Genomic DNA, 22,234 nt, shown 5'->3' with positions numbered 1-22,234 from the left:
CTTCTATCCCTCCTGATTCCGTTCATAAATAATGCGTAATCCCTCTAACGTCAGAAGTGGATCAACTTCTTCTATCGTTTCCGATTCCGAACTAATTAACTCTGCTAGTCCGCCTGTTGCGACAACGCGTGGACTTACTTGAAATTCTTTTCGAATTCGGTTGACGATACCATCTACTTGTCCAGCGTATCCGTAGATAATACCTGCCTGCATCGAAGTAACTGGGTTGCGGCCAATGACGCTCTTCGGCTTCACCAGCTCAATACGCGGCAGCTTAGCCGCACGCTGGTACAGCGCCTCTGTCGAAATGCCGATGCCTGGTACAATAGCTCCACCCAGATAGCTGCCGGAAGCATCAATATAATCAAAGGTCGTCGCTGTACCAAAATCAACAACGATAAGCGGTGCGCCATATTTCACAATACCTGCGACCGAGTTCACAATCCGGTCTGCGCCAACTTCACGCGGATTTTCATAACGGATATTAAGGCCTGTCTTAATACCAGGACCAACGACTAGTGGTGTCTTGCGCAAATATTTCATGCACAGCTGCTCAAGCGCACGCATCAGCGGCGGAACAACCGAGGAAATAATAACGCCTTCGATCTGCTCCATCCGAATACCCGCATAATGGAACAGATTGTGCATGTTCATGCCATACTCATCCACAGTTGCCGAACGGTTCGTGCTAAGCCGCCAATGATGAAGCAGTTCCTTACCCTTATAGACGCCCAGAACGATGTTCGTATTACCGACGTCGATAACTAAGATCACGTAGGAGCGCCCCCTTTTTTCGCATTCAAATCAAGACTTATATCAAGCGCGTTAAACGAGTAAGTTAATCCACCAACAGAAATAACATCTACTCCGCAGGCCGCAATCGTACGAACGGTATCCAGCCTTACATTACCCGATGCTTCAACGATAACATGCGGAGAATGGGCTTTAATACGACTCACAGCTTCCGTCATCAACGCAGGTGCCATATTATCGAGCATAATAATATCCGCGCCACATGCGAGTGCTTCTTCAATCTGCTCAAAGGATTCTGTTTCTACCTCGATCTTCATTGTATGAGGAATTGCGGCACGTGATGCTTCGACAGCTTGGCGAATGCCGCCTGCACCTTTAATATGATTATCTTTGATCATTACGGCGTCATATAAACCAAAGCGATGATTAGCTCCTCCGCCAACACGGACCGCATACTTCTCCAGCATCCGATGACCTGGCGTTGTTTTGCGTGTATCGACAAGCCGTACCGGCAAGCCCTCAAGTGCTGCAACAAAAGTATTGGTCTTCGTCGCAATACCCGACAGCCGCTGCATCAAATTCAGCGCGAGACGTTCCCCGGTCAGTAAACTATGTGTGCTTCCCTCAACAGTGGCAATAACGGTTCCTTTCTCTACATATTCGCCGTCGCTGACTTTCGCTTCGAACTGAAGCGATGCATCAACTACTTCGAATACGAGACGGGCAACTGGAAGGCCGGCAATAATGCCGCTCTCCTTCACATGGATAACCGCAGTTGACTGCGAACCCATCGGTATTGTCGTCGCTGTTGTAATATCGCCGCTTCCGATATCTTCAGCCAGCCAGCTGCGGATCAGTTCGCGCAGGGCGTGATTATAGGTGCCGAACGTTGTATCAAACATGAATAATTCGCTCCTCTGTCATTCCTTGCAGCCGGTGCAGAATGGTATGCTTGCGCCATACTGCGTCGTTCTTCTCCGGGAAATCCTCCCGGCTATGCGCACCCCGGCTTTCTTCCCGCTGCAGTGCTGATTCAGTTGTTAGAATCGCACAGGTCAGCAGGTTGGCAAATTCGTATTCCTCCCGCTTCGTCAGAACCGATTGGAAGAATGGCAGCTGCCGCTTCAGCTCTTCAAGACCTCTCTCAAGACCTTGAGCGTTACGGCGAAGACCAGCGTATCGAACCATAATCTTCTGCAGCTTGAGCCGCTTCTCAACAACGGCCTGCATTGGCGCACTGCTGCGCGGCTGCTCCACTTCGATTACCGGTTTTGTTTCCAGCTCCGAAAGCTTAATAATGCTATCAACAATGCGTTTGCCAAAAACAATTGCTTCTGATAATGAATTGCTCGCAAGACGGTTCGCTCCATGAACACCGGTAGACGATACTTCCCCGCATGCAAACAATCTTCTTATATTGGTTTCCCCGTTTAAATCGGTTTTGACTCCACCCATCATATAATGGGCAGCAGGTGCAACCGGAATCCAGTCCGTCGTCAGGTCCAGCCCATACTGCAGACAGAATTCATAGATATTCGGGAAACGATGCCTCACCATATCGGCCGATTCATGCGTCACATCAAGATACACGAACGTCGACTTTGTCTCTTCCATCTCACTGACAATAGCGCGTGCGACAACATCACGAGGTGCAAGCTCAAGCTGAGCATGATAACGATCCATGAAACGTTCTCCCCGGATATTACGCAGAATCGCTCCTTCGCCCCGAACTGCCTCAGAGATGAGGAAGCGTGGTGCACCCGGATAACAAAGAGAAGTCGGATGGAATTGAACAAATTCCATATCTTGAATGAGGGCACCTGCACGGTAAGCCATAGCAACACCATCGCCAGTTGCTACATCCGGATTAGTCGTATAACGATACAGCTGGCCTGTTCCACCGGAACATAAGATGGTCGCTTTACCCCGCACATATAGACGCTGCCCGTCAGGCTTCTGAACGATCGCCCCACAGCATTCACCATCCTGCGTGACGAGGTCGATGACAAAATGATCATCCCACACATCAATGCCTGGATCCGCTGTTGCTTTCTCCGACAAAGCGCGTACGATCTCAAAACCTGTTGCGTCTCCGTTCGCATGAAGAATACGGCGCTGACTATGCGCCCCTTCCTTGGTAAGCGCAAATACACCGTTCTCAAGGTCAAACTGTGTGCCCATGCTGATGAGATTGCTGACGCCTTCAGGACCCTCATGGACAAGGACATTAACTGCATCTTCCGAGCAAAGACCTACGCCTGCAATAAGCGTATCCTCGCGATGATAGGCTGGTGAATCGTCATCCGAAATAACCGCAGCGATACCCCCTTGAGCGTAACGCGTATTGCTGTCGAGCAAAGATTTTTTCGTAATCATTAAGACAGAATGGTTCTTCTCACTTGCCAATAATGCGGTAAAAAGACCGGCAATGCCGGCCCCGATTACAAGTACGTCCTTCTCTATAACGGGCAAGTCCTCTAACGACAGGTCAACGAGGTATCTTGGTATCATATTATTATTGCGCCTCCAAGCATAGGAGTAGCGCATGCTCCTCCTATTTTACGAGTAACATGCGCTCCAGGGACTTACGGGCTTGTTCCGCAACATGTTCTGGAACGTAGATTTGAGGCTGCATGGTTTCGAGACATTTTACCAGCTTCTTCAAGTTGTTCACCTTCATGTTTGGACAAACCAAATATTTGGATGCAAAATGGAATGTTTTGTTCGGGCTGTCCAGACGAAGCTGGTAACCAGTACCGTCTTCTGTACCAACGATAAACTCCTGACAATCCGATTCCTTGCAATATTTAAGAATAGCTGTTGTGCTGCCGACAAAATCGCCAAGCTCTACAACTTCAGGACGGCATTCCGGATGCACAACGAATTGCGCGTTCGGGTATTTCGCCTTCATCTCCTCAACGTCTTTCACCGTCAGCATATCATGCGTGTTGCAGTAGCCTTCCCAGATGATCATCTTCTTGTCGGTATTCTGCTGCACATAATGGCCCAGGTTTTTGTCTGGTACCCAGATCACTTCATCGCCTTCTACCGAGTTCACCACTTTAACGGCATTCGCAGATGTACAGCAAATATCCGTCTCCGCTTTAATGTCTGCTGAAGAATTGATATAAGTGACAACAGTTGCGTTAGGATGCTGTGCTTTCAGCTTGCGCAGTCCTTCCACGTTAACCATGTCTGCCATCGGGCATCCTGCACGTTCGTCAGGAATAATAACCGTTTTGTTAGGAGCAAGAATTTTCGCGCTTTCTCCCATAAAATGAACCCCGCAAAAGACGATAACATCCGCATCAGTCTCTGCAGCCTTCTGAGCGAGCAAGAACGAATCCCCGCGGAAATCCGCAACCTCTTGAATTTCATCCCGTTGATAGTAATGAGCCAGAATGATTGCATTTCGTTCTTTCTTTAATTGCATGAGCCTTTCACGCAGTTCACGATTCTGTTCCGCCTTGCGTTCCAGCGCCAGCGCTTCCACAGTTGATCCTCTCCTCTTATGAGGGATGGGCGGTGAGTCCCATTCCGATTAATGGCTTACCGACTTTGTGAATTGATGCACAAACTCAGTCAAGTCAATGGCTTAAATGTGATTGATTTGTTAAGGTTTAATTTACTCCACGTGCAGGATGCTGTCAATGCATTAAATAAGAAAAAACCCTCTTTACCGCCTGCGAATTTCGCATAAGGACGGAGAAGAGGGCTAAGTGTAAAAAACGAGCTTCCTTACCTTTTCGCTGGATCGTATGGTTCACCAAGCGCACTAGGTGCTGACGAACGTCCCACTGCTCCTGCCAGAACAATAAGGGTCAGTAAATACGGCAGCATATAGAAGAACTCATTCGGAATATGATGCGACCATTCGAACAACTGTGCCCAGTTACGAAGTGCCTGCGCCATCCCGAAGAAGATCGCCGCACCAGCAACGCCAAGCGGATTCCATTTTCCAAAAATAACAGCCGCTATCGCAATAAAGCCTTGTCCGGAAATCGTGTTATGAGCAAAGTTGCTTGTTGTCGTGAGCGCGATTGTTGCGCCGCCAAGACCAGCTAAAGCGCCGCTCAGCATAACGCCGATATAACGGTATTTGGTTACGCTGATTCCGACTGTGTCCGCCGAGCTCGGATGCTCGCCTACAGCACGCAGACGAAGGCCGAAGGTCGTACGGTACAGCACAAAGTAGCTGAGAATAACAACGCCAATCACAATATAAGTTGTTGGATAAGCGGTGAAGATCCCTTTACCCAGCAATGGAATATCAGAGAGGCCTGGTATAGCAACCGGATTAAACACGTACTCCAGTGTTGGAGTCTGTCCAGAGCCTTCGTACAAGTTCTTGGTCAGATAAATAGCGAGACCCGCTGCCAAGATATTAATAACGACCCCAACAATGGTCTGGTCTGCACGGAACGTAATCGTTGCTACGGCATGCAGCAATGAGACGATTACACCAAAGACAAGACCGGCAATAAGCCCCATCCAAGGAGCGCCATGCTTCATACCGCCTTGAATAGCTTGGTCAGAGATAACGGCTGCAGCGAATGCGCCTGATATCATAAGACCTTCAAGACCGATGTTAATGACACCCGAACGCTCTGAGAAGAGTCCACCAAGGCCTGTGAAGATAAGCGCTGTCGAGAAGACAAGCGTAATGCTTATTAATTGACCAATTGTATCTAATGCGTTCATCGTGCACCGCCTCCTTCCGATTTGCCTTTATTCGAACGGCGAATCATAAATGGTTTGAGGAAGAATTTCACCAAACCATGCGAAGCGACGAAGAAGATAATCGAACCAATAACGATACGAACAATCTCAGGCGGTACATTTGCACCAAAGCTCATACCCGCCGAACCATAGCTTAAGCCGCCGAACAGCACGGCACCAAGGAATACGCCAATCGGTGTATTGCCACCAAGAAGAGCTACAGCGATACCGTCAAACCCATACCCCCATGATGCAGCCATTACCGTCTGGTAGCCGAACACACCTAGAATCTCGAAGACGCCGCCAAGACCTGCGAACACGCCGCTGATAAACATCGAAGTGATGATTGTACGGTTAACGTTCATTCCGGCATATAGCGCAGCATTTGGGTTGAGACCCACTGCACGAAGCTCATAACCTTTTTTCGTACGCCACAAGATCACATAAAAGACGATTAAGCCAATAATCGCAAATAATGTTCCCCAATGCATACGGGCATTACCCATACTTTCGGACAGCCATTTGATCGATACAAGTGCCGACTCATGAATCGGCTTCGATTTCTGCTGACCTTCCATAACGAGATATGTACCCACGATATAGTTGGAGAGGAAAAGCGCAATCCAGTTCAGCATAATCGAGGAAATAACCTCGTTTACACCACGTGCAGCTTTCAAATAACCGGAGAGCGCCGCCCACAAGCCGCCAAACAGACCACCAACGATAATCGCAAGAGGTGCATGGAGATACCATGGCAAATCAAGAGTAACCCCAACGATCGTGGCTCCTGTCATCCCCATCATAAACTGGCCTTCTGCGCCGATATTGAAGAGGCCCGTACGGAAAGCAAATGCTACTGCAATCCCTGTAAAAATAAGTGGTGTGATGGCACGAATCGCTTCACCGATGTCGTAAGGGCTGCCAAACAGCTTCTTCACGAGAGAGGAGTAAGCCAGAATCGGATCATACCCGCCGGCGAGCATAGCAAGCCCGCCGCAAATGAGACCTAGAATGATTGCGACAAGCGGCACCAGAAAGGATGACTTGTCGAATATTTTTCTCATCGTATTCATATCGTACTATCCCCTCCCTTCTGCTGTAGCAGCTGCTGCTGCATCACCAGCCATCATCAGGCCAAGCTGTTGATCATCACGATGATCAGCATCGACTTCACCCATTAAGCGGCCTTCGTACATAACGGCAATTCGATCGGATAAGGAGTACAGTTCATCCAGCTCAAATGAAATAAGCAGAATAGCTTTTCCTTGGTTACGTGCTTCAATGAGCCGTTTATGTACGTACTCAATTGCACCTATATCAAGGCCCCGTGTAGGCTGTACAGCTATCAAGAGATCTGGGTTTTTCCACAGCTCCCGAGCGATGATCGCCTTCTGCTGGTTACCGCCTGACAAGGACCGGGCTTTCGCATGAATACCTGAACCACGGACATCAAACTCATTAACAAGTTTATCTGCCAGTACATCCATCGCCTTGAAATCGATAAAACCGTTCTTTCCGAATTGCGGATCAAAGTAACTGCCCAGAATCATGTTCTCACTTAGTGTAAAATCAAGCACCAGACCATGCTTATGACGATCCTCTGGAATATGGCTTACACCGGAGAGTGACACTTGGCGCGGCGAGCGATTCGTAATATCCTGGCCGTTCATCTTAACACTCCCGCCTGACAAGCCTCTCATTCCAGTAATCGCATAAACCAGTTCACTTTGTCCGTTCCCGTCTACACCTGCAATACCGAGAATCTCGCCAGCTCGTACATCAAGGCTGATACCATCCAGCACCTGTTTCCCTTGATCACCTTTCATACGAAGCGAATCAACGGACAGCACAACATCGCCAGGCTCCTGTTTCGATTTCTCGACTTCGAAGGTGACGTCTCTGCCGACCATCAATTCAGCCAAATGCCGTTCATTTGTTTCTGAGGTTGGAAGGGTACGAATGACCTTACCTCTTCGGATAACCGTTACGGTATCCGCAAGCGCCATAACCTCTTTCAACTTATGGGTAATGAGAATGATTGATTTGCCTTCAGCCGACAGGTTGCGCAAAATTTGAATAAGCTCTTCAATTTCCTGTACCGTCAGCACCGCTGTAGGCTCGTCGAAGATCAGGATATCTGCACCGCGGTACAAGGTTTTTAGAATCTCGACCCGTTGCTGCATGCCCACCGTAATATCTTTAATCCGCACTTGCGGCTCTACTTTCAATCCATAACGTTCGGAGAGCTCTCGAACTTTTACATTTGCTTTTTTATATTTTAAAAATCCAAACTTAGACGGTTCGTTGCCAAGCACGATATTTTCCGCTACCGTAAACGGCTGTACAAGCTTGAAATGCTGATGGACCATGCCGATCCCAAGTTCAATCGCCTTACCTGCCCCGTCAATAACGGTTTTGTTGCCATTTACCCAAATCTCGCCTTCTTCCGGCTGATACAAGCCAAACAGAATATTCATTAGGGTGGATTTGCCCGCGCCGTTCTCGCCAAGCAGAGCATGAATCTCGCCTTTTTTTAATTCAAAATTGATGTTGTCATTGGCCACTAATCCTGGAAAACGCTTCGTAATCCCTTTTAGTTCAACAGCCGTTGTGCTCCGGTCCATACCTTCATCATCCCCCCGGTTTTCTACCTCTATGGCAAAAAAGGACAAGACCGGCTTGAGCCGGCCTTGCCTTGAGACAGCGACTTCAAATAACTTTCATCTGAAAATTATTCAGTAGGCACTTTAATCTCGCCGCTGATGATTTTTTGTTTGTACTCTTCAACTTTTGCAAGCACATCAGCTGGCACGTTTTTCGTCGAAGTATCTGGCAAGCCTACGCCGTTGTCTTTCAGACCAAGCGTAACGACTTGACCGCCTTTCCAATTACCATCAATCAGGTCTTTCGATACTTTATATACTGCAGCTTCTACACCTTTCATCATCGAAGTCAATGTAATTGCGTCACCGAATTCAAGCGATTGGTCTTTGTCTACACCGATTACCCATACGTCTTTACCAGCGTCTTTACGAGTCTTCGCTTCATTAAACACGCCATTGCCGGATGCGCCCGATGCATGGAAGATGATATCAACGCCAGCGTCATACATGGTTGCAGCCGCTTGTTTACCAAGGTCTGGCTTCGAGAAGTCGCCTACATAGTTGATTTTCAAGCTTTTCGCAGCTTCAGGGTTAACGGCTTCGATCCCAGCTTTGAAGCCTGCTTCGAATTTTTTGATAACTGGAATTTCCATGCCGCCTACAAAACCGATTTTATTCGTTTTTGTCATCAGACCAGCAACTACACCAACCAGGAAGGATCCTTCGTTCTCAGCGAATCCAACAGATTCAACGTTTGGCAGTTCAACTGTTGCGTCGATCAGACCGAACTTGGCATTCGGGTTTTCTGTTGCTACTTTAGTCATTGCATCTGTGAAGAGGAAGCCAATGCCCCAAGTCAGATCATATTTCTCGGAAACGAACGCCTTCAGGTTAGGCTCCATGTCCGCATCGCCTTTACTTTCAAGGTATTTAGTCTCTGCGCCGGTATCAGCTGTTACTTTCTTCAGAGCTTCCCATGCGCTTTGGTTAAAGGATTTGTCATTTACGCCGCCAACATCTGTTGCCATACCGATCTTCAACTTGGAAGCCGGTGCTTCAGAAGTGTCCGGGGATGCAGTCTCTGCATTGCCGCCTGTGTTTGTGTCGTTGCTGTTCTCGTTCTTGTTACCACATGCGGACAAGACTACTGTCAGCGCCAGGATAATCATAAGCATTAAACTAACTTGTTTTTTCATACCTGTTCTCTCCCCTGCCTTTTATTTGTTTAGGGCATCGCACTATCTTTATTATTCTTGATGTCCACCGCCACTATTCTCCTAATTATAATTACAATCTAACAGCCGTCAATCACATTATGTCAACTAATTTAACACAGAAATTATGTTCACAAATTATCACTGTCCTTATGTAACATTTGTGCGAGTTTTGTTCGGAATATTCGCACAAATAACTCACACAAAATCAAGTTGCGTGCTTATTATTACCCCTTAAATCCGAACATTTAAACAGTAAACGTACAAAAAACAGCTGCCCTTCGCCTGCAATTAGCAAACATAGGACAGCTGTTCTGTCTTAAGATCCTTTATTTGGATCTACGTCGTCTGGTTTTTGTTCGTCCAGCTCAGGAGGTGTGATCTCACCCGCATCACGGGTTTGAATACGAACCTTCACGCCGCCAATCGTATCCACGATAGGTTCGGAAGAAGATTCAGCCGCAGCGTTTCCTTCTCCAGAGGGCTCTTCTCCGCCAACGATCTCGCCGGATTCGATCAAATTCTTGATTTGCTCAAGCTCAAGCGTTTCTTCTTTAAGCAGCGTTTGAGCAATCAAATGTACTTCTCTGCTCTTCTCAGTCAACAATTGCTTCGCACGAGTGTAGCAATCATTGATAAAGTTTTGCATTTCTTGGTCAATCTCATAAGCGATTTTATCCGAGTAGTTCTGTTCATGACCAAGATCACGACCCAAGAATACTTGGCCCTGCGTTTGACCGAACTGCATCGGACCAAGCTTATCACTCATACCGTATTCCATAATCATGCTGCGTACGATGCCGGTAGCTTGCTTGAAGTCGCTGTAAGCGCCAGTACCAATCTCGCCGATAAACAACTCTTCCGCAACACGCCCGCCAAGCAGACCCGTTACTTTATCAAGCAGCTCCTGCTTCGTTACCAGCATACGATCTTCCTTTGGAAGCATAATGACATAACCGCCAGCGCGTCCGCGTGGAATAATCGTAACTTTATGAACCATGTCAGCATGCTCCAGGAAGTAGCCAACAATGGTATGACCTGCTTCGTGGTAAGCGACGATACGTTTCTCGCGGTCGCTGATGACACGGCTCTTCTTCTCCGTACCAACAATAACGCGGTCAATCGCTTCATCAACTTCACGCATGCCGATATCTTTCTTATTACGACGGGCTGCAAGGAGTGCTGCTTCATTCAGCAAGTTCTCCAGATCCGCACCAGTAAAGCCAGTCGTACGCTTCGCAATAACATCCAGCTTAACGTCATTATTAAGCGGCTTGTTGCGAGCATGTACTTTAAGTACGGCTTCACGACCTTTCACATCTGGGCGGTCCACCGTAATTTGACGGTCGAAACGTCCTGGACGAAGAAGTGCCGGGTCAAGAATATCCGGACGGTTCGTCGCTGCGACGATAATAATGCCTTCGTTCGCACCAAAGCCATCCATCTCAACGAGCAATTGGTTGAGCGTTTGCTCACGCTCGTCATGACCGCCGCCAAGACCGGCGCCACGTTGACGACCAACTGCGTCAATCTCATCAATAAAGATGATACATGGTGCGTTTTTCTTCGCATTCTCAAACAAATCACGGACACGGGATGCGCCGACACCGACGAACATTTCCACGAAGTCCGAACCGGAGATGCTGAAGAATGGAACGCCAGCTTCGCCTGCTACAGCGCGGGCAAGAAGCGTTTTACCAGTACCCGGAGGACCCACAAGCAATACGCCCTTCGGAATACGTGCGCCAACCACGTTAAATTTGCGAGGATCTTTCAGGAAGTCAACAACTTCGACAAGCTCTTGCTTCTCTTCGTCGGCACCTGCCACATCCTCAAACGTGATGCGCTTCTTCTCTTCGTTGTACAGCCTTGCACGGCTTTTGCCAAAGTTCATCACTTTGCCGCCGCCGCCCTGAGCTTGATTCATAAGGAAGAAGAACAAAATAAATATGATCACAAACGGAATAATGGAAGTAAGGAACGTAAGCCAGATGCTTGGTGTATCCATTGGCTTATAGTTGAGCTTAAATCCGTATTGTTTCTCTGCGGCGAGAATATCTTCGCCAGCTTCCAAACCTACCCTCGATGAGAACTGTTTCTCCCCGTTCTTCGAGTCTGCAGGCGGCTCTTTATATTTACCGGAAACCAAGTAAGTATAACCATCGTACTTCACGGTCAGCTCTTCTACGTTGTTTGAACTGATGGCTTGGCGAAGCTGATCGTATCGAATTCCGACGGTAGTATTATTCTGGCTGCTGATAAACTGAATAATCCCAACCGTTACTAAAAAGATGATCAAATAAAATCCAGTATTGCGGATGATCCGATTCATCCCCTACCTCCTCTCAAGACGCTTCTAATATTTTAACATAGCATGACTTTCCATCTCAATAGAACCAAGATGAAGGGGAGGCATGCCGGCGTAACCGCAAATTCTATTTCTCGTAAACTTCCGGTTTCAGAATGCCAATGAACGGAAGATTGCGGTACTTCTCTGCATAGTCGAGGCCGTAGCCCACAACAAATTCATCCGGCAATGAGAAGCCTGTGTAGTCCGCTTCCAGATCAACCGAACGGCGTGCTGGCTTATCGAACAGCGTTGCAACAGTTACGGACTTGGCATTGCGGCGCTCCAGAACATCAATCAGGTAGCTGAGTGTCAGACCGCTGTCAATAATATCTTCGACGATCAGCACATCGCGACCTTCTACAGAAGCATCAAGATCTTTAATAATCTTGACGACACCAGATGATTTGGTCGAAGCTCCATAGCTTGATACGGCCATAAAGTCGATCTCAAGTTTTATCGGCATCTCTTTAACCAGATCGGACATGAATATAAATGCACCTTTGAGGACGCAAATAACGAGCGGATTACGCCCATCGAAGTCACGGCTAAGGGTCTCGCCGAGTTCCTTCACTTTCGCCCTAATTTGTCCTTCGTCATAGAGTACCTCTTTAATATCGTTCAACAAAATGTAAATCCTCCTATATCTTTCACTTTATAATTATGAATACAGCAGTGCTTCTTATTCGTTCTCTATTCGAATGAACAGGAAGTCCGTTGTCTCATGATCGGTTAGCGCATGGCTCGAACGTCTGATGCCCGGTACCCAAAGCAAGCGGTCGTCCGCATCAACCAGAAGCGGATAACGCTCACGCTCGGATGGCGCGATCTTTTCGTCAACGAACATATCTTGCACTTTTTTGGAGCCGTTTAATCCTAAAACTTGAATTCGGTCACCTGGCCGCCGATTACGTACTGTAAGCGGAAAAACCAGACTCTCCGCATCGAAGCAAACCTCGTTTCTGCCTGCCGGCTTAACCGCCTCGCCCCGTTTGCGATGCTCGATATACAGCGTACGACCTCCAGCTGTTACCCGCATGTCAGCGGAATCACGGGGAATGACGTGTGCATAGGCTTCGGACATAATCGCCGCAGCAGCATTAAGCACTCGAACCCACCGGATGCTGCTATACTCACGGATGCATCGAACACCCGAGCCGGCATCATACCGCCAGGTACTCGGAGCTGCAGAAGCTGCCGCAAGCCGCATGGTCTCAATCGCTTCAAAGGATCCAATTTCTGCATCCTGCGAAAGATAATTTAATATTAGTTTAATCAATCTTCTTTGTAAAGCGACATGAAGACCTGAGAGCGTACCAGCATCCATCTTGCATTCGCCCGGAGTCAGCGATACAAGTTCAATAAGCAGCTTCTGCGCTTCATTCTCCATCCATTCGTCTTCTGCCCCTGCTACATCAGCCATTCTCCGGAGAGAATGAGTAAGCTTTGGATTATATTGTGAAAGATACGGTATAACATCAAGCCGAACGACATTACGAAAATAATATTTCTCATTGTTGCTGCTGTCGAGGCAATACGGAATATCCTGCTCCGTACAATAGCGTACAATGTCTGACTTGTTCATACGAAGTAATGGACGTATAAGTTCCACGTTTTTTTCAGTACGTTTCGCAGCCATACCTGAGAGGCCTGTCAAACCTGCTCCACGGATGATATGCATGAGTACCGTCTCTGCCTGATCATCCGCATGATGCGCCAGCGCGACAGCCGAAGCTTTATACTTAGCTGCTATGTCATGCAGAAAGGCATAACGCTTCACACGTGACGCGGACGAGGCGTTCATTCCGGTTTCTTCTATGTAAGCCGGCATATCCAGCTCAATCATCTCGAAGGATACGCCAAACTTCGCTGCATATTGGCGTACAACCTCCGCCTCATGCAGTGATTCTTCCTTCCGGAAGCCGTGATTTACATGGGCAGCTATGATCGTGAGCTCATCTTGCTTCGCTGCTGTGCATAGCAGATGAAGCAGAGCCATTGAATCGGGACCGCCGGATACGGCAGCCACGATTCGGTCGCCTTTCGACCATAGCTGTTCAGTCGCTGCATACCTCAACATGTCAGGCAGCAGCTTATGGTCCCCCATTTCCATTGCTTATGTATCTCCCCGTCCCTATATTTCAAATCCAATGTCCAACTTCCTTTATATACCCCCGCGAAGCAGCCAGTAAACCGAGATTCCCAGCACTACCGCGGATACAGCGGCAAGCCCCTTTAACCACCTTGGTGTCTTCGGGCTGATTCGCGTGTCTCTGCGGTGCAGCAGTCTTCTCCACGCTTCTGCCCCTTCAGCCGCATCGTAGAACCTTCCCGCCATCGCTTGCTTTAACCAGCCAGCTACAGGAATCAGCCCTTTGCACTCGCTAACAAGGCGCTCCAGCTCTTCAGTCGAACGGGTCTGCGGCAGCCCTGCTGTCAGTGCCTGCAGCTTCTTTGGTTCATGAAGCATAATGCAGAGCACTGCAAAAGAGAAGAGATCGTATCTGGCATCTGCCGAGCGTGAGCCTGCGTTCCAATAACCCCGGTCATAAATCTCGGTGAATTGCCTTATCCCCTTACCCATCGCGGTGACACCGCCATAATCGACCAGCTCAACATACCCGTAATCAGCAGTCAGCACATTATCGATCTTCAAATCGCCAAATACCCAGCCCTTACGGTGAAGCTCGGCAAGCTTGCCAAGCAGGTTCAGACCTATGAGCGGAAACCACTCCGGTCCGTTTTTCGTCAAAAATTCCGAAATCGTTACTCCACGTACGTACCTCATAATATAGAAAGGATATTCTTTACCGTCCGGCCCGAGAAAATCGTCCACATCATAAAGATAGGTCAACTTCCGATCTTGCTTCTCGAGTGCCTGCAGTACATTAATCTCTGACTGCAGATCAACCGCATCCATTCCTACCTTGAGTGCGCACCAGCCGCGGTCAGCATGAACGAGATAAACTTTGCCGTTCGCTCCCTCTCCAAGCAGCCGCTCGACACGATAACGGGCATTCTTCCACTTTCCCGTCACAATCGTACCGCGGCGGAGATTCAACTTAAACGACGTAGTCACTCATCATCCCATCCGTTTCATCGTCATTGCTCTTCTTACCATAATCCCCCTGCCGGTAAAAATCAATGACCTGCATAATCGCCGGGCCTGTTGGTGTCGTGCCGCTCATCGGCAATTTTGTAAATATGGAAGAAATACCTTTCAAATTATCGGTCCAGCTCAGGTCGAGCTTACAGTCTTCTCCATACTTGGTACTTGGAAAATGAAAAACGGCAATCTCGCTATGGCCTTGACGTGCCTGCAGACTTAACATCAAGTCATGGATCGCTTCTTCCACTGCGCGAAGCTTTGGCTTCATACTGGCACTAGCATCAATCAGCAGGGCTACCTGCAGCTTCGACGTCTCCCCAAGCTCATCAATGACCCTAACAACCTCACTGCGCTTCTCCGGCGGCAGCGCCTCGATGGAGCCATTGCCAAGCACCTGCTTCAATTCCCTCTGCACAGCCAGTTGTATCGTTTGCACCGCGGTTTTCCGCGTCATCATCTGAACCGTTTGCGACAGCTGCCGTGTATCCACCAGCCTGCTGAGGCCGCCTCCGGCTCGGGCGACTTCCTCAATCTCAGACGCTCCAAGCTCTCCTACATCACCATAATCCAAAATACCTACAACATTAACGGCAATTCCTTCAGCCTTGGCATGTGCAGCCGCTACAACCGGACTCATGCCGACATTCGAGCAGCCATCGGTCACTAGCAAAATTTGCTTCATCTTTATTGCCTCCTCTTCAAAACAGCATAACCTCTCTATCAGTTTTGCCTTTTGAAGCGAGGGATAAACCGCTAGATTGCCCTATTTCCCGAGAAATTATGCTGCTGCTCTATTGAACGGACAAACAATTGACTCTAGTAAAGCAGCAAAAAGGCTCTTAGGCTGAAGCGCAGCCTGCTGCGCTTCAGCCTAAGAGCCTGCATTCGCCCATCTCCCATGTACCCCCTTTAACTAACCGTACGAGGTCGTTCCAGCCTAGTAAGCCCAGGCCAGCGGAAGGACGCCCATTCCGGCAAATGTTTATCGATCCGTGCCACAAGCACCGTCATATCATCATTTATATCCCCTTCATGGTGCCTTACGACGGTTTCAAGCAGAGCATCCGCCATCTCCTGCGGGTCATCTGTCTTCAGCTCCTGAAGGATCCGTTTCATCCACATCTCCTTATTGACGGCATGACCCGGTGCGTCATAAATACCGTCACTCATCATGACAATCGTATCACCAGGCTGCAGCGGCATAGAAATCAGATCGAAATCAATGTCCTGTAAAATACCAACTGGCAAATTATTCGCCGATACTGGAATTACCTCGCTTCCTCGTTTAATAAAGCTTGGCGTCGAGCCAATCTTCATAAAGGTGGTCTTCGCCGTGTACAGATCAATCATGGCTAGATCAATCGTCGCGAACACTTCATCCGGTGACCTAAGCAACAGGATGGAGTTCACAGATTTTATCGCCAGCTTCTCATCCATCCCGGACTTCAGCAGCTGCTGCAGAATCGACAGCGCCGCGCTGCTCTCCTGCCGCGCCCGCTCCCCATTACCCATTCCATCACTAATCGCCACAGCGAACTTGCCGTTGCCAAGCTCGACCATACTGAAGCTGTCTCCCGACAGCAAGTCTCCGCCCTTCGCTGCCCCGGCTATGCCTGTCTCCACCTCAAACTCCTTGGCTGATCCGAACACGACAAGTGTCGGCTCTCCATTCTTCTCAGGTGGTCTCTCCGACTTGACGGCCACATGCTCGCCGAGAATATCGGATAAGAGCGGAGCAATAATTTTGCGGCATTCGTTATGCCCCCTGCTGAAATGATGATACAATTCGATTTCCACATTCCCCTCTTCCAAATTAATGACTTCTAGCTCCTGAATCGATAATCCCAGTCCCTCCAATGCTTCTCTAATTTGTTCTTCCTGCAAATGAAGCGTTTGTCCCTCCCTTTTAATTTCGTGTGCCAAATCCTCCATGACCTGTGACACGCCCGATAATTGATCTGCGACAAGCTGCCTGGAATCGAATATTTGTTTCTTCCAGTGCATATCATTCTTATAAAGCTCGTACTCCTGCTCTATAATGCCAAGCACCTGCGCTGGCTTTGAGCAGTGAGAAGCCCATGTGCGGGGCATATTATGCGTAGGTACGCGGTCCTCCTCCACCGCTGAGATCATATCCTTCATCATTTGATACGTTTGATAATACTTGCCCTCCCAGCAAGCTCGGTTCCGGTGGCAGCCTTCACAGCTTCGCGCAGATACTGCCTGCATAAAATGATTAACTTCCTCCTCCTTCTTCACAGGCACAGCAGCTCCGTTCAGCTGTCCGAAGCTGCGGGAAAGCTGGCGGAATACTTCTGAATATTGTGAGACCCGCTCCGCTGTTACATCGCGCACACGTTTGGCATACTCATGCTGCGACTTGGCATGCTCGTTTGTGCCAGGCACATAACGGGCGATGGTTCGAATCATAATTTTGGGGGTAAGCATAAGTAGTACAGCTGCTGCCACAGATTCCCATGTGGAGGTCATCACATCTGATCCACTGCCGACATAAACGGCAAGGATCGAGGTTCCAAGCAGCATACCGAAGGCAACAGCGGCTTTGCCGCCTTCCCTCAATAGTCCAGCGAGCAGCCCGGCGAAAGCCAGCAGGCTCATCTGCACAACGGCATTAAAGTCAGCGAGACTTAAAATAAGACCCGCCACTACGCCTACACAGGCGCCTAGCGGTGCCCCTCCTGCCAGCGCAAAGAGCAGCAGCAAGAATCGTGACATAATATGTTCAACAGAAAGACCGTATATTTGCCAGCCTACCGCCCCGGTCATAACGGAGGCAAGCAGAATCATTAGACATATAATTTCCTCATTCTTAAGGGATGCGGTCTTCTTCGACATGGTCAGCACCGGTATCGCTTGTATAAAGACAAGCGTAAGCACGAAGCTGAGCGCCGCTTCCACCACAACCATCATAAAGTTATACCAATTCATCACATCTCCTATGAAGAGTCCAAATAGCTGCACAACCAGGGTGGAGATAAAGACGAGTAAGGGTGCGGTCCCAAGCTCCGCTTTTTCGTATGCCTCCAGACCTTTAAATAATAGAAATAGAACGGCCAGCTCCATCCCGATCCATAAGGGTGCTGGCGTAACGGCGAACCAACTCCCGGCAATAAGGGATACTGCCGTCCAGCCGAAGGCATCCTTGCGCAAAAAGTAGATAACCGCGAAGTACGCGGCAGCAAAGGGCATGAGCGATTCCAGAATGACAGCTCGTCCAAGTAGAAAGCCCAGCGCGACAAGCATAATGGTCCACTTCTTCGCAAGAACGAGCTGGACAACGCTTCGTGATGATAACCACCCACGCCCCTTATCCATTATGGAACTTCCCCACCCCATTTGTTGCTCTCCTGCAGGAAACATAATCACATTTTCTTTCTTCATCTCGAACACCACCTATTCTGGTTTATTGTGTTTCCAATTATAGGAGCATGTCCGTATGAAGTTTGTCAGTTTACCGTGGGCGTGCAAAAGTTTTTTCCGACAAAGTTAAATTCAGCATCCACAAATTGTCAACGCTTTCAAAACCGCGCCAGAACTGACTTTAAACATGACACGAGACTATTGGCACATAAGACACTTCAACAAAAAACGTCGCGCCCTGCCTTTTACTGCCTGCAAATCTTTGTTTACTGCTGTCGGGATTGCTAAGAGTATCGGGGAAATAACTATGTTTTAAAAAATAAAAAAGCAGAACCGTTTAGGTTCTGCTCTCATATGATTGTATAAAATCCAGCTTAGACTCGTTTAGCACCGCGTCCGCCGCGTTTGCCTTCGGTATTTTTCTTCAGGGAGGAAATCCGTTCTTCGCTATCCTTCAGGAAGCGAGACATTTTATCCTCGAATGACGGTTTGTTGTAAGACGGTCTGCCAGCTGACTGCTTGTTGAATGGACGTCCACCACGGTCTTGACCACCGCCACCGCCGCCTCCACGGTTAAAACCTCCACCACCGCCTCCACTTGGGCGTGGCTCGCGTTGTGGTGGTGCTTGGCCTTCAGGCCGGTCAACTGCCTGTTTAATGGAAAGTCCGATCTTGCCGTCTTTATCAACGTTGATCACTTTGACTTTAACAACATCGTCAATTTTCAGGTGATCCTTCACGTCTTTGACGTAGTTGTCGGCAATTTCCGAGATGTGAACGAGCCCTGTGACACCCCCGGACAAATCGACGAATGCTCCGAAATGCGTTATGCCTGTCACTTTGCCTTCTAACTTGGCCCCTACTTCAATTGCCATAAAATAAAATGTTCCTCCCTAAGCTAAATAGCGTTACTATCGTGATTATAACTTAATCGTCAAAGCAAGGTCAACAGACGTTCACCCGTTGTTGCGTCTATTTAATGACCTGAATCTGTTGTTCACCAGGAGTTACCATCCCTTGGTCTTTGGTTGCGAGTTGTCTTATATATTCCGGATCGTTAAGTCTATCAATCTGTTGCTGGAGGACTTTGGATTTCTGAGTGGAATCATCTACCTGATTCTTGATCTCCGTCAGCTGCACCTGTGTTGCGCGTGCATCCTTCATTTGTCCCAGGAATGTATACGCCGCCCAGCACAAAAATAGAGTGATGAACATCGCCCATATCCGCAAACGGCGTTTGGAGCCGGCGTTCCCTGTCGATTGATTGGCTGTGGCAGTCGTCATAACGTTTTAACCTCCTAATAATGAATAATCACCCAAATGGCCATTATGAAGCCAATGTGATGATTCATGCTTCGAAAGCATAGGCTTCGTTAAAATAAGCGTCTCCAAAGCTTAATGACGCTCGATATAATCTTGTCCCATCTTTCTTTAAGCTTCAGCTTTGCTACATGTGGTCCAAGCCATCGCCATAGCAGACGAGTAAGCGGACTTAGCAAAAACCTGAATAGCAGCCAGAAAGGACGAACCAATTGTAGCACAATTTTTAACAGGAAAATAGTGAGTGCGGTCCCAAATCCGATTAAGACACGAATAAATCGGTATAGGAGAATGATTGGCTTTACAATTAGGAGATCAAACGTCCGTATCGAGAACCCAATCAAAGCTCGTACCGCATCAATCAGCCATTTTACAATACGAATAACCGGTTTACTTAGAAGCCAGTAATAACTAAGAATCCCCATCAACATTCCAATAAATACATACGCCCGCACCTCGCCGTAGTTGCTGGCGTAAAGCACTCGGAACACAAGGAGCGATGCGGCCAGCCAGTACACCAAATCGAGTACCGGCAGCGACCAGCGCGGGAAGCGCAGCTCATTCGACACGACCCGATAGCCGTCGAAGATTACGCCTAGTCCGATGCCTGTCAGCAGCATCATCCCCATTGTAAAGAACTGTAGGCTTAATGAGGTCACTTGAATAGCTTCCCGAACAAGCCTTTTGTTTTGGTAGAGGCATTGCCGTCCAAGTAGGCGAGCGAATGGACAAGCCCCTCTATCGCAACCAGATTCTGCTCCAGGTTAAGATGCTTAATATGCAGGTTTTGTCCTTTTATCATCAGGAAGCCAAGCTCGGTATCGAGTAGAAACTCTTCGCTGTCGAAGCTTTCCACATTCAATACGCCAGTGATTTCGAGCAGCTTGCGATTCAGCATTTTGACTTCCTGGCGCTTCTGCCCCTTACTTTGTTCTACCATTGACTCGTCCCTCCACTTCGAAAGCATAGCTTGAGACTAGCTTATGGGGGTGGGACGAACTTTAGAACAGGATTGGCAGGCAACTCTTTCATATTTCACTAGAGAGGAGGACTACCTCCATCTCTGGCACTTTTTACATGCTTAAGCTGGGCGACAATAATTACGCTAATGACGACAAGCAGGAACCAGGAGCTGATTTTGCTAAGATGAACCAACTGCCAGGTATGCTCCTGATCAGGATACGCCCATGCGCCCATAAACGTTGAGATATTTTCTGCGAGCCAGATGAAGAACCCGATGAGTAAGAAAGATAAGACGACAGGCATGCGGTACGTTCGGTCGCCAACCCTGTAGGTAAACGAGGTACGGTAAAACACGACGATGAGCAATATCGTGAGTGCCCAACGAAAATCCCACAAATAGTGATGCGTAAAGAAGTTCAAATAGATCGCAGCGCTAAGAAGAACCGTACACCATTGCCTAGGCCAGCCGTACACGGATATGGACAGACGCCTCCAAGCCTGGCATATATAACTTGCTACACTCGCATACATAAACCCGCTGTACAGCGGTACTCCCAGCAGCTTCGACCAGCCTTCCCCCGGATAAGACCACGATCCCATATGAACTTTGTATAACTCCAGCAGCAGCCCTATGATATGGAACATACAAATGACTTTCAGCTCGTCGATTGTCTCCAGCTTGAACGCCACCATGCCGACTTGGGCAATCAGGCAGATCATGAATAGCAGATCGTAGCGGTGGAAGTATGGAATCGATACTACCTTCGTCAGCGCCAGTGTTGCAAAGATGATAACCGGGAATATACAAGACATCGCCTGGCGATAGCCGAATATAAAAAGCTGCTTGATCCGGTAGAGCCATATTGCGTTTGATTGCTGCAGTTGTTCCACTTACAAGCCCTCCCTTTCTATAATTCAGGGTCTAATTTAGCATACGGTTTATCGTTTTACAATAAATTGTTACTGATATTTCACTGATGTTTATTGTTATGTGCAAAAAGAAAGAGCATTCCTCTTTGGCGAGAAATACTCTTCTTGTTTCAATTATACCGTTTCAACAGCCTCTTCAACTGCCCCATCTTCCGCCTTATTTTGCTCCGATCTAATCTTCAAATACAGGACTAGAGGTAGAATAACCCCAAGTAATGATATCCAGTCTATAAATAGATTACAGAGCGTAACCGAGATTCCGTTAATGAAATCTACTCCGTCAAATAATTTGCCTGTGACCCACCCGACAAAATAGGTAAAGCCGTTGACAACAATTCCATAGCCTATAAAAGCCCAGAACTGCCCTTTCGCCATATTGCGGCTGCTCTCCAGCGGATTCGTCACCGACGTATTCTCAATGGAGACTACAGCCGGCAGAAGCAGAAGCCGTACATACATAAACAAACCGGGAATAATGAACAGCAGGAAGCCTGCCAAGAGAATGACACTTTGGAGAAAATCATACATGATTATCCGCACCCATTTGCGAAGACCCCAGCGGTAAGCCTCTGCGACACTACCCTTGCCGCCTCGAAGCCGCTCAATCAAATAATGAATGACGACAGGAGTTAAGAGGGCTAAAAAGATTTCAGAAATAATGATTTCCCGGATCGAATCCCCCCAGGAATCAGAAGTATAAATAAAGCCATAGTTGGCTATTAGTTCAATCGGCACAGCGGTAATTGCTGTTATGAAAAGCAGCATACCGGCATTTTTAATAAATAGAGAAAAGGTCAGCCCTAGTACCCCTCCACCACTTGAGGGGCGAATTTCGGGCAGGTTGTTCATCGTTGGGATCACGGATACTGCCTCCTAAGCATGAAAAAGAGCTGCC

The 22,234-nt window shown here is 48.2% G+C and carries 20 protein-coding genes; all 20 read right to left on the bottom strand.

The genetic code is table 11. The annotated features are described in order from the left end of the window. Positions 1 to 3: 3 nt before the first annotated feature. The 20 genes from AC0YNT_RS29050 to AC0YNT_RS28955 all read right to left on the bottom strand — a co-directional run bounded on the left by AC0YNT_RS29050 (position 4) and on the right by AC0YNT_RS28955 (position 22,200). Positions 4 to 774, bottom strand: coding sequence for a type III pantothenate kinase (locus AC0YNT_RS29050; RefSeq protein ID WP_441896732.1), 771 nt, complete (start codon positions 772 to 774; stop codon positions 4 to 6). Next, positions 771 to 1,655: a carboxylating nicotinate-nucleotide diphosphorylase gene (nadC, locus tag AC0YNT_RS29045; RefSeq protein ID WP_475807738.1), complete on the bottom strand. Its 885-nt coding sequence runs from the start codon at positions 1,653 to 1,655 to the stop codon at positions 771 to 773. The genes AC0YNT_RS29050 and nadC overlap by 4 nt, the downstream gene beginning before the upstream one ends. Continuing rightward, positions 1,648 to 3,264, bottom strand: coding sequence for an L-aspartate oxidase (nadB, locus tag AC0YNT_RS29040; protein WP_475807737.1), 1,617 nt, complete (start codon positions 3,262 to 3,264; stop codon positions 1,648 to 1,650). The genes nadC and nadB overlap by 8 nt, the downstream gene beginning before the upstream one ends. A gap of 43 nt (positions 3,265 to 3,307) precedes the next feature. Next, positions 3,308 to 4,246, bottom strand: coding sequence for a quinolinate synthase NadA (nadA, locus tag AC0YNT_RS29035; RefSeq protein WP_167282690.1), 939 nt, complete (start codon positions 4,244 to 4,246; stop codon positions 3,308 to 3,310). Positions 4,247 to 4,491: 245 nt separating this feature from the next. After that, entirely contained in the window at positions 4,492 to 5,454 is a 963-nt protein-coding gene (locus AC0YNT_RS29030; protein ID WP_475807736.1) for an ABC transporter permease, read from the bottom strand. After that, on the bottom strand, positions 5,451 to 6,545 hold the full coding sequence (locus tag AC0YNT_RS29025) for an ABC transporter permease (RefSeq protein ID WP_441896740.1): 1,095 nt from the start codon (positions 6,543 to 6,545) through the stop codon (positions 5,451 to 5,453). The genes AC0YNT_RS29030 and AC0YNT_RS29025 overlap by 4 nt, the downstream gene beginning before the upstream one ends. A gap of 6 nt (positions 6,546 to 6,551) precedes the next feature. Then, positions 6,552 to 8,096 (bottom strand): ABC transporter ATP-binding protein, encoded by a 1,545-nt coding sequence (locus AC0YNT_RS29020; protein ID WP_475807735.1) that lies wholly within the window; start codon positions 8,094 to 8,096, stop codon positions 6,552 to 6,554. A gap of 107 nt (positions 8,097 to 8,203) precedes the next feature. Further along, complete coding sequence (locus AC0YNT_RS29015) at positions 8,204 to 9,271, bottom strand: BMP family lipoprotein (protein WP_475807734.1); 1,068 nt, start codon at positions 9,269 to 9,271, stop codon at positions 8,204 to 8,206. A 337-nt stretch (positions 9,272 to 9,608) separates the two neighbouring features. Next, the gene (ftsH, locus tag AC0YNT_RS29010) at positions 9,609 to 11,621 is read right to left on the bottom strand and encodes an ATP-dependent zinc metalloprotease FtsH (protein WP_475807733.1); all 2,013 of its coding nucleotides are present in this window, start codon (positions 11,619 to 11,621) and stop codon (positions 9,609 to 9,611) included. Between the two features lie 103 nt (positions 11,622 to 11,724). Continuing rightward, positions 11,725 to 12,264 (bottom strand): hypoxanthine phosphoribosyltransferase, encoded by a 540-nt coding sequence (hpt, locus tag AC0YNT_RS29005; protein WP_091190571.1) that lies wholly within the window; start codon positions 12,262 to 12,264, stop codon positions 11,725 to 11,727. Between the two features lie 54 nt (positions 12,265 to 12,318). After that, positions 12,319 to 13,749, bottom strand: coding sequence for a tRNA lysidine(34) synthetase TilS (gene tilS / locus AC0YNT_RS29000; protein WP_475807732.1), 1,431 nt, complete (start codon positions 13,747 to 13,749; stop codon positions 12,319 to 12,321). 51 nt (positions 13,750 to 13,800) lie between these two features. Then, complete coding sequence (locus tag AC0YNT_RS28995; RefSeq protein ID WP_475807731.1) at positions 13,801 to 14,715, bottom strand: serine/threonine protein kinase; 915 nt, start codon at positions 14,713 to 14,715, stop codon at positions 13,801 to 13,803. Further along, positions 14,699 to 15,427 (bottom strand): vWA domain-containing protein, encoded by a 729-nt coding sequence (locus tag AC0YNT_RS28990; RefSeq protein WP_475807730.1) that lies wholly within the window; start codon positions 15,425 to 15,427, stop codon positions 14,699 to 14,701. Before AC0YNT_RS28990 ends, AC0YNT_RS28995 begins: the two co-directional genes overlap by 17 nt. A gap of 227 nt (positions 15,428 to 15,654) precedes the next feature. Continuing rightward, positions 15,655 to 18,147 (bottom strand): stage II sporulation protein E, encoded by a 2,493-nt coding sequence (gene spoIIE, locus AC0YNT_RS28985; RefSeq protein ID WP_475807729.1) that lies wholly within the window; start codon positions 18,145 to 18,147, stop codon positions 15,655 to 15,657. A 353-nt stretch (positions 18,148 to 18,500) separates the two neighbouring features. After that, positions 18,501 to 19,001 (bottom strand): S1 domain-containing RNA-binding protein, encoded by a 501-nt coding sequence (locus tag AC0YNT_RS28980; RefSeq protein ID WP_167282710.1) that lies wholly within the window; start codon positions 18,999 to 19,001, stop codon positions 18,501 to 18,503. Positions 19,002 to 19,098: 97 nt separating this feature from the next. Next, a complete protein-coding gene (locus AC0YNT_RS28975) occupies positions 19,099 to 19,410 on the bottom strand; it encodes an FtsB family cell division protein (RefSeq protein ID WP_167282712.1) in 312 nt (103 codons plus the stop codon). Positions 19,411 to 19,499: 89 nt separating this feature from the next. Continuing rightward, positions 19,500 to 20,105, bottom strand: coding sequence for a spore cortex biosynthesis protein YabQ (gene yabQ / locus AC0YNT_RS28970; protein ID WP_475807728.1), 606 nt, complete (start codon positions 20,103 to 20,105; stop codon positions 19,500 to 19,502). Beyond that, a complete protein-coding gene (gene yabP / locus AC0YNT_RS28965) occupies positions 20,102 to 20,386 on the bottom strand; it encodes a sporulation protein YabP (RefSeq protein WP_091190555.1) in 285 nt (94 codons plus the stop codon). The genes yabQ and yabP overlap by 4 nt, the downstream gene beginning before the upstream one ends. 98 nt (positions 20,387 to 20,484) lie before the next feature. Further along, the gene (locus AC0YNT_RS28960) at positions 20,485 to 21,300 is read right to left on the bottom strand and encodes a DUF817 domain-containing protein (protein ID WP_475807727.1); all 816 of its coding nucleotides are present in this window, start codon (positions 21,298 to 21,300) and stop codon (positions 20,485 to 20,487) included. Between the two features lie 153 nt (positions 21,301 to 21,453). Beyond that, the gene (locus tag AC0YNT_RS28955; protein WP_475807726.1) at positions 21,454 to 22,200 is read right to left on the bottom strand and encodes a hypothetical protein; all 747 of its coding nucleotides are present in this window, start codon (positions 22,198 to 22,200) and stop codon (positions 21,454 to 21,456) included. Between the last annotated feature and the right edge of the window lie 34 nt (positions 22,201 to 22,234).

It is taken from the genome of Paenibacillus sp. J22R56 (assembly GCF_056269375.1).
The sequence above is the reverse complement of the archived record's forward strand: the minus strand, read 5'-3'. Positions and strand labels throughout refer to the sequence as shown.

Excerpts from the sequence above, each read along its gene's own strand:
- nadC (WP_475807738.1), bottom strand. The coding sequence starts at position 1,655 with ATGTTTGATACAACGTTCGGCACCTATAATCACGCCCTGCGCGAACTG.
- nadB (WP_475807737.1), bottom strand. The coding sequence starts at position 3,264 with ATGATACCAAGATACCTCGTTGACCTGTCGTTAGAGGACTTGCCCGTT.
- AC0YNT_RS29030 (WP_475807736.1), bottom strand. The coding sequence starts at position 5,454 with ATGAACGCATTAGATACAATTGGTCAATTAATAAGCATTACGCTTGTC.
- AC0YNT_RS29025 (WP_441896740.1), bottom strand. The coding sequence starts at position 6,545 with ATGAATACGATGAGAAAAATATTCGACAAGTCATCCTTTCTGGTGCCG.
- AC0YNT_RS29020 (WP_475807735.1), bottom strand. The coding sequence starts at position 8,096 with ATGGACCGGAGCACAACGGCTGTTGAACTAAAAGGGATTACGAAGCGT.
- AC0YNT_RS29015 (WP_475807734.1), bottom strand. The coding sequence starts at position 9,271 with ATGAAAAAACAAGTTAGTTTAATGCTTATGATTATCCTGGCGCTGACA.
- ftsH (WP_475807733.1), bottom strand. The coding sequence starts at position 11,621 with ATGAATCGGATCATCCGCAATACTGGATTTTATTTGATCATCTTTTTA.
- tilS (WP_475807732.1), bottom strand. The coding sequence starts at position 13,749 with ATGGAAATGGGGGACCATAAGCTGCTGCCTGACATGTTGAGGTATGCA.
- AC0YNT_RS28990 (WP_475807730.1), bottom strand. The coding sequence starts at position 15,427 with ATGAAGCAAATTTTGCTAGTGACCGATGGCTGCTCGAATGTCGGCATG.
- spoIIE (WP_475807729.1), bottom strand. The coding sequence starts at position 18,147 with ATGAAGAAAGAAAATGTGATTATGTTTCCTGCAGGAGAGCAACAAATG.
- AC0YNT_RS28980 (WP_167282710.1), bottom strand. The coding sequence starts at position 19,001 with ATGGCAATTGAAGTAGGGGCCAAGTTAGAAGGCAAAGTGACAGGCATA.
- AC0YNT_RS28975 (WP_167282712.1), bottom strand. The coding sequence starts at position 19,410 with ATGACGACTGCCACAGCCAATCAATCGACAGGGAACGCCGGCTCCAAA.
- yabP (WP_091190555.1), bottom strand. The coding sequence starts at position 20,386 with ATGGTAGAACAAAGTAAGGGGCAGAAGCGCCAGGAAGTCAAAATGCTG.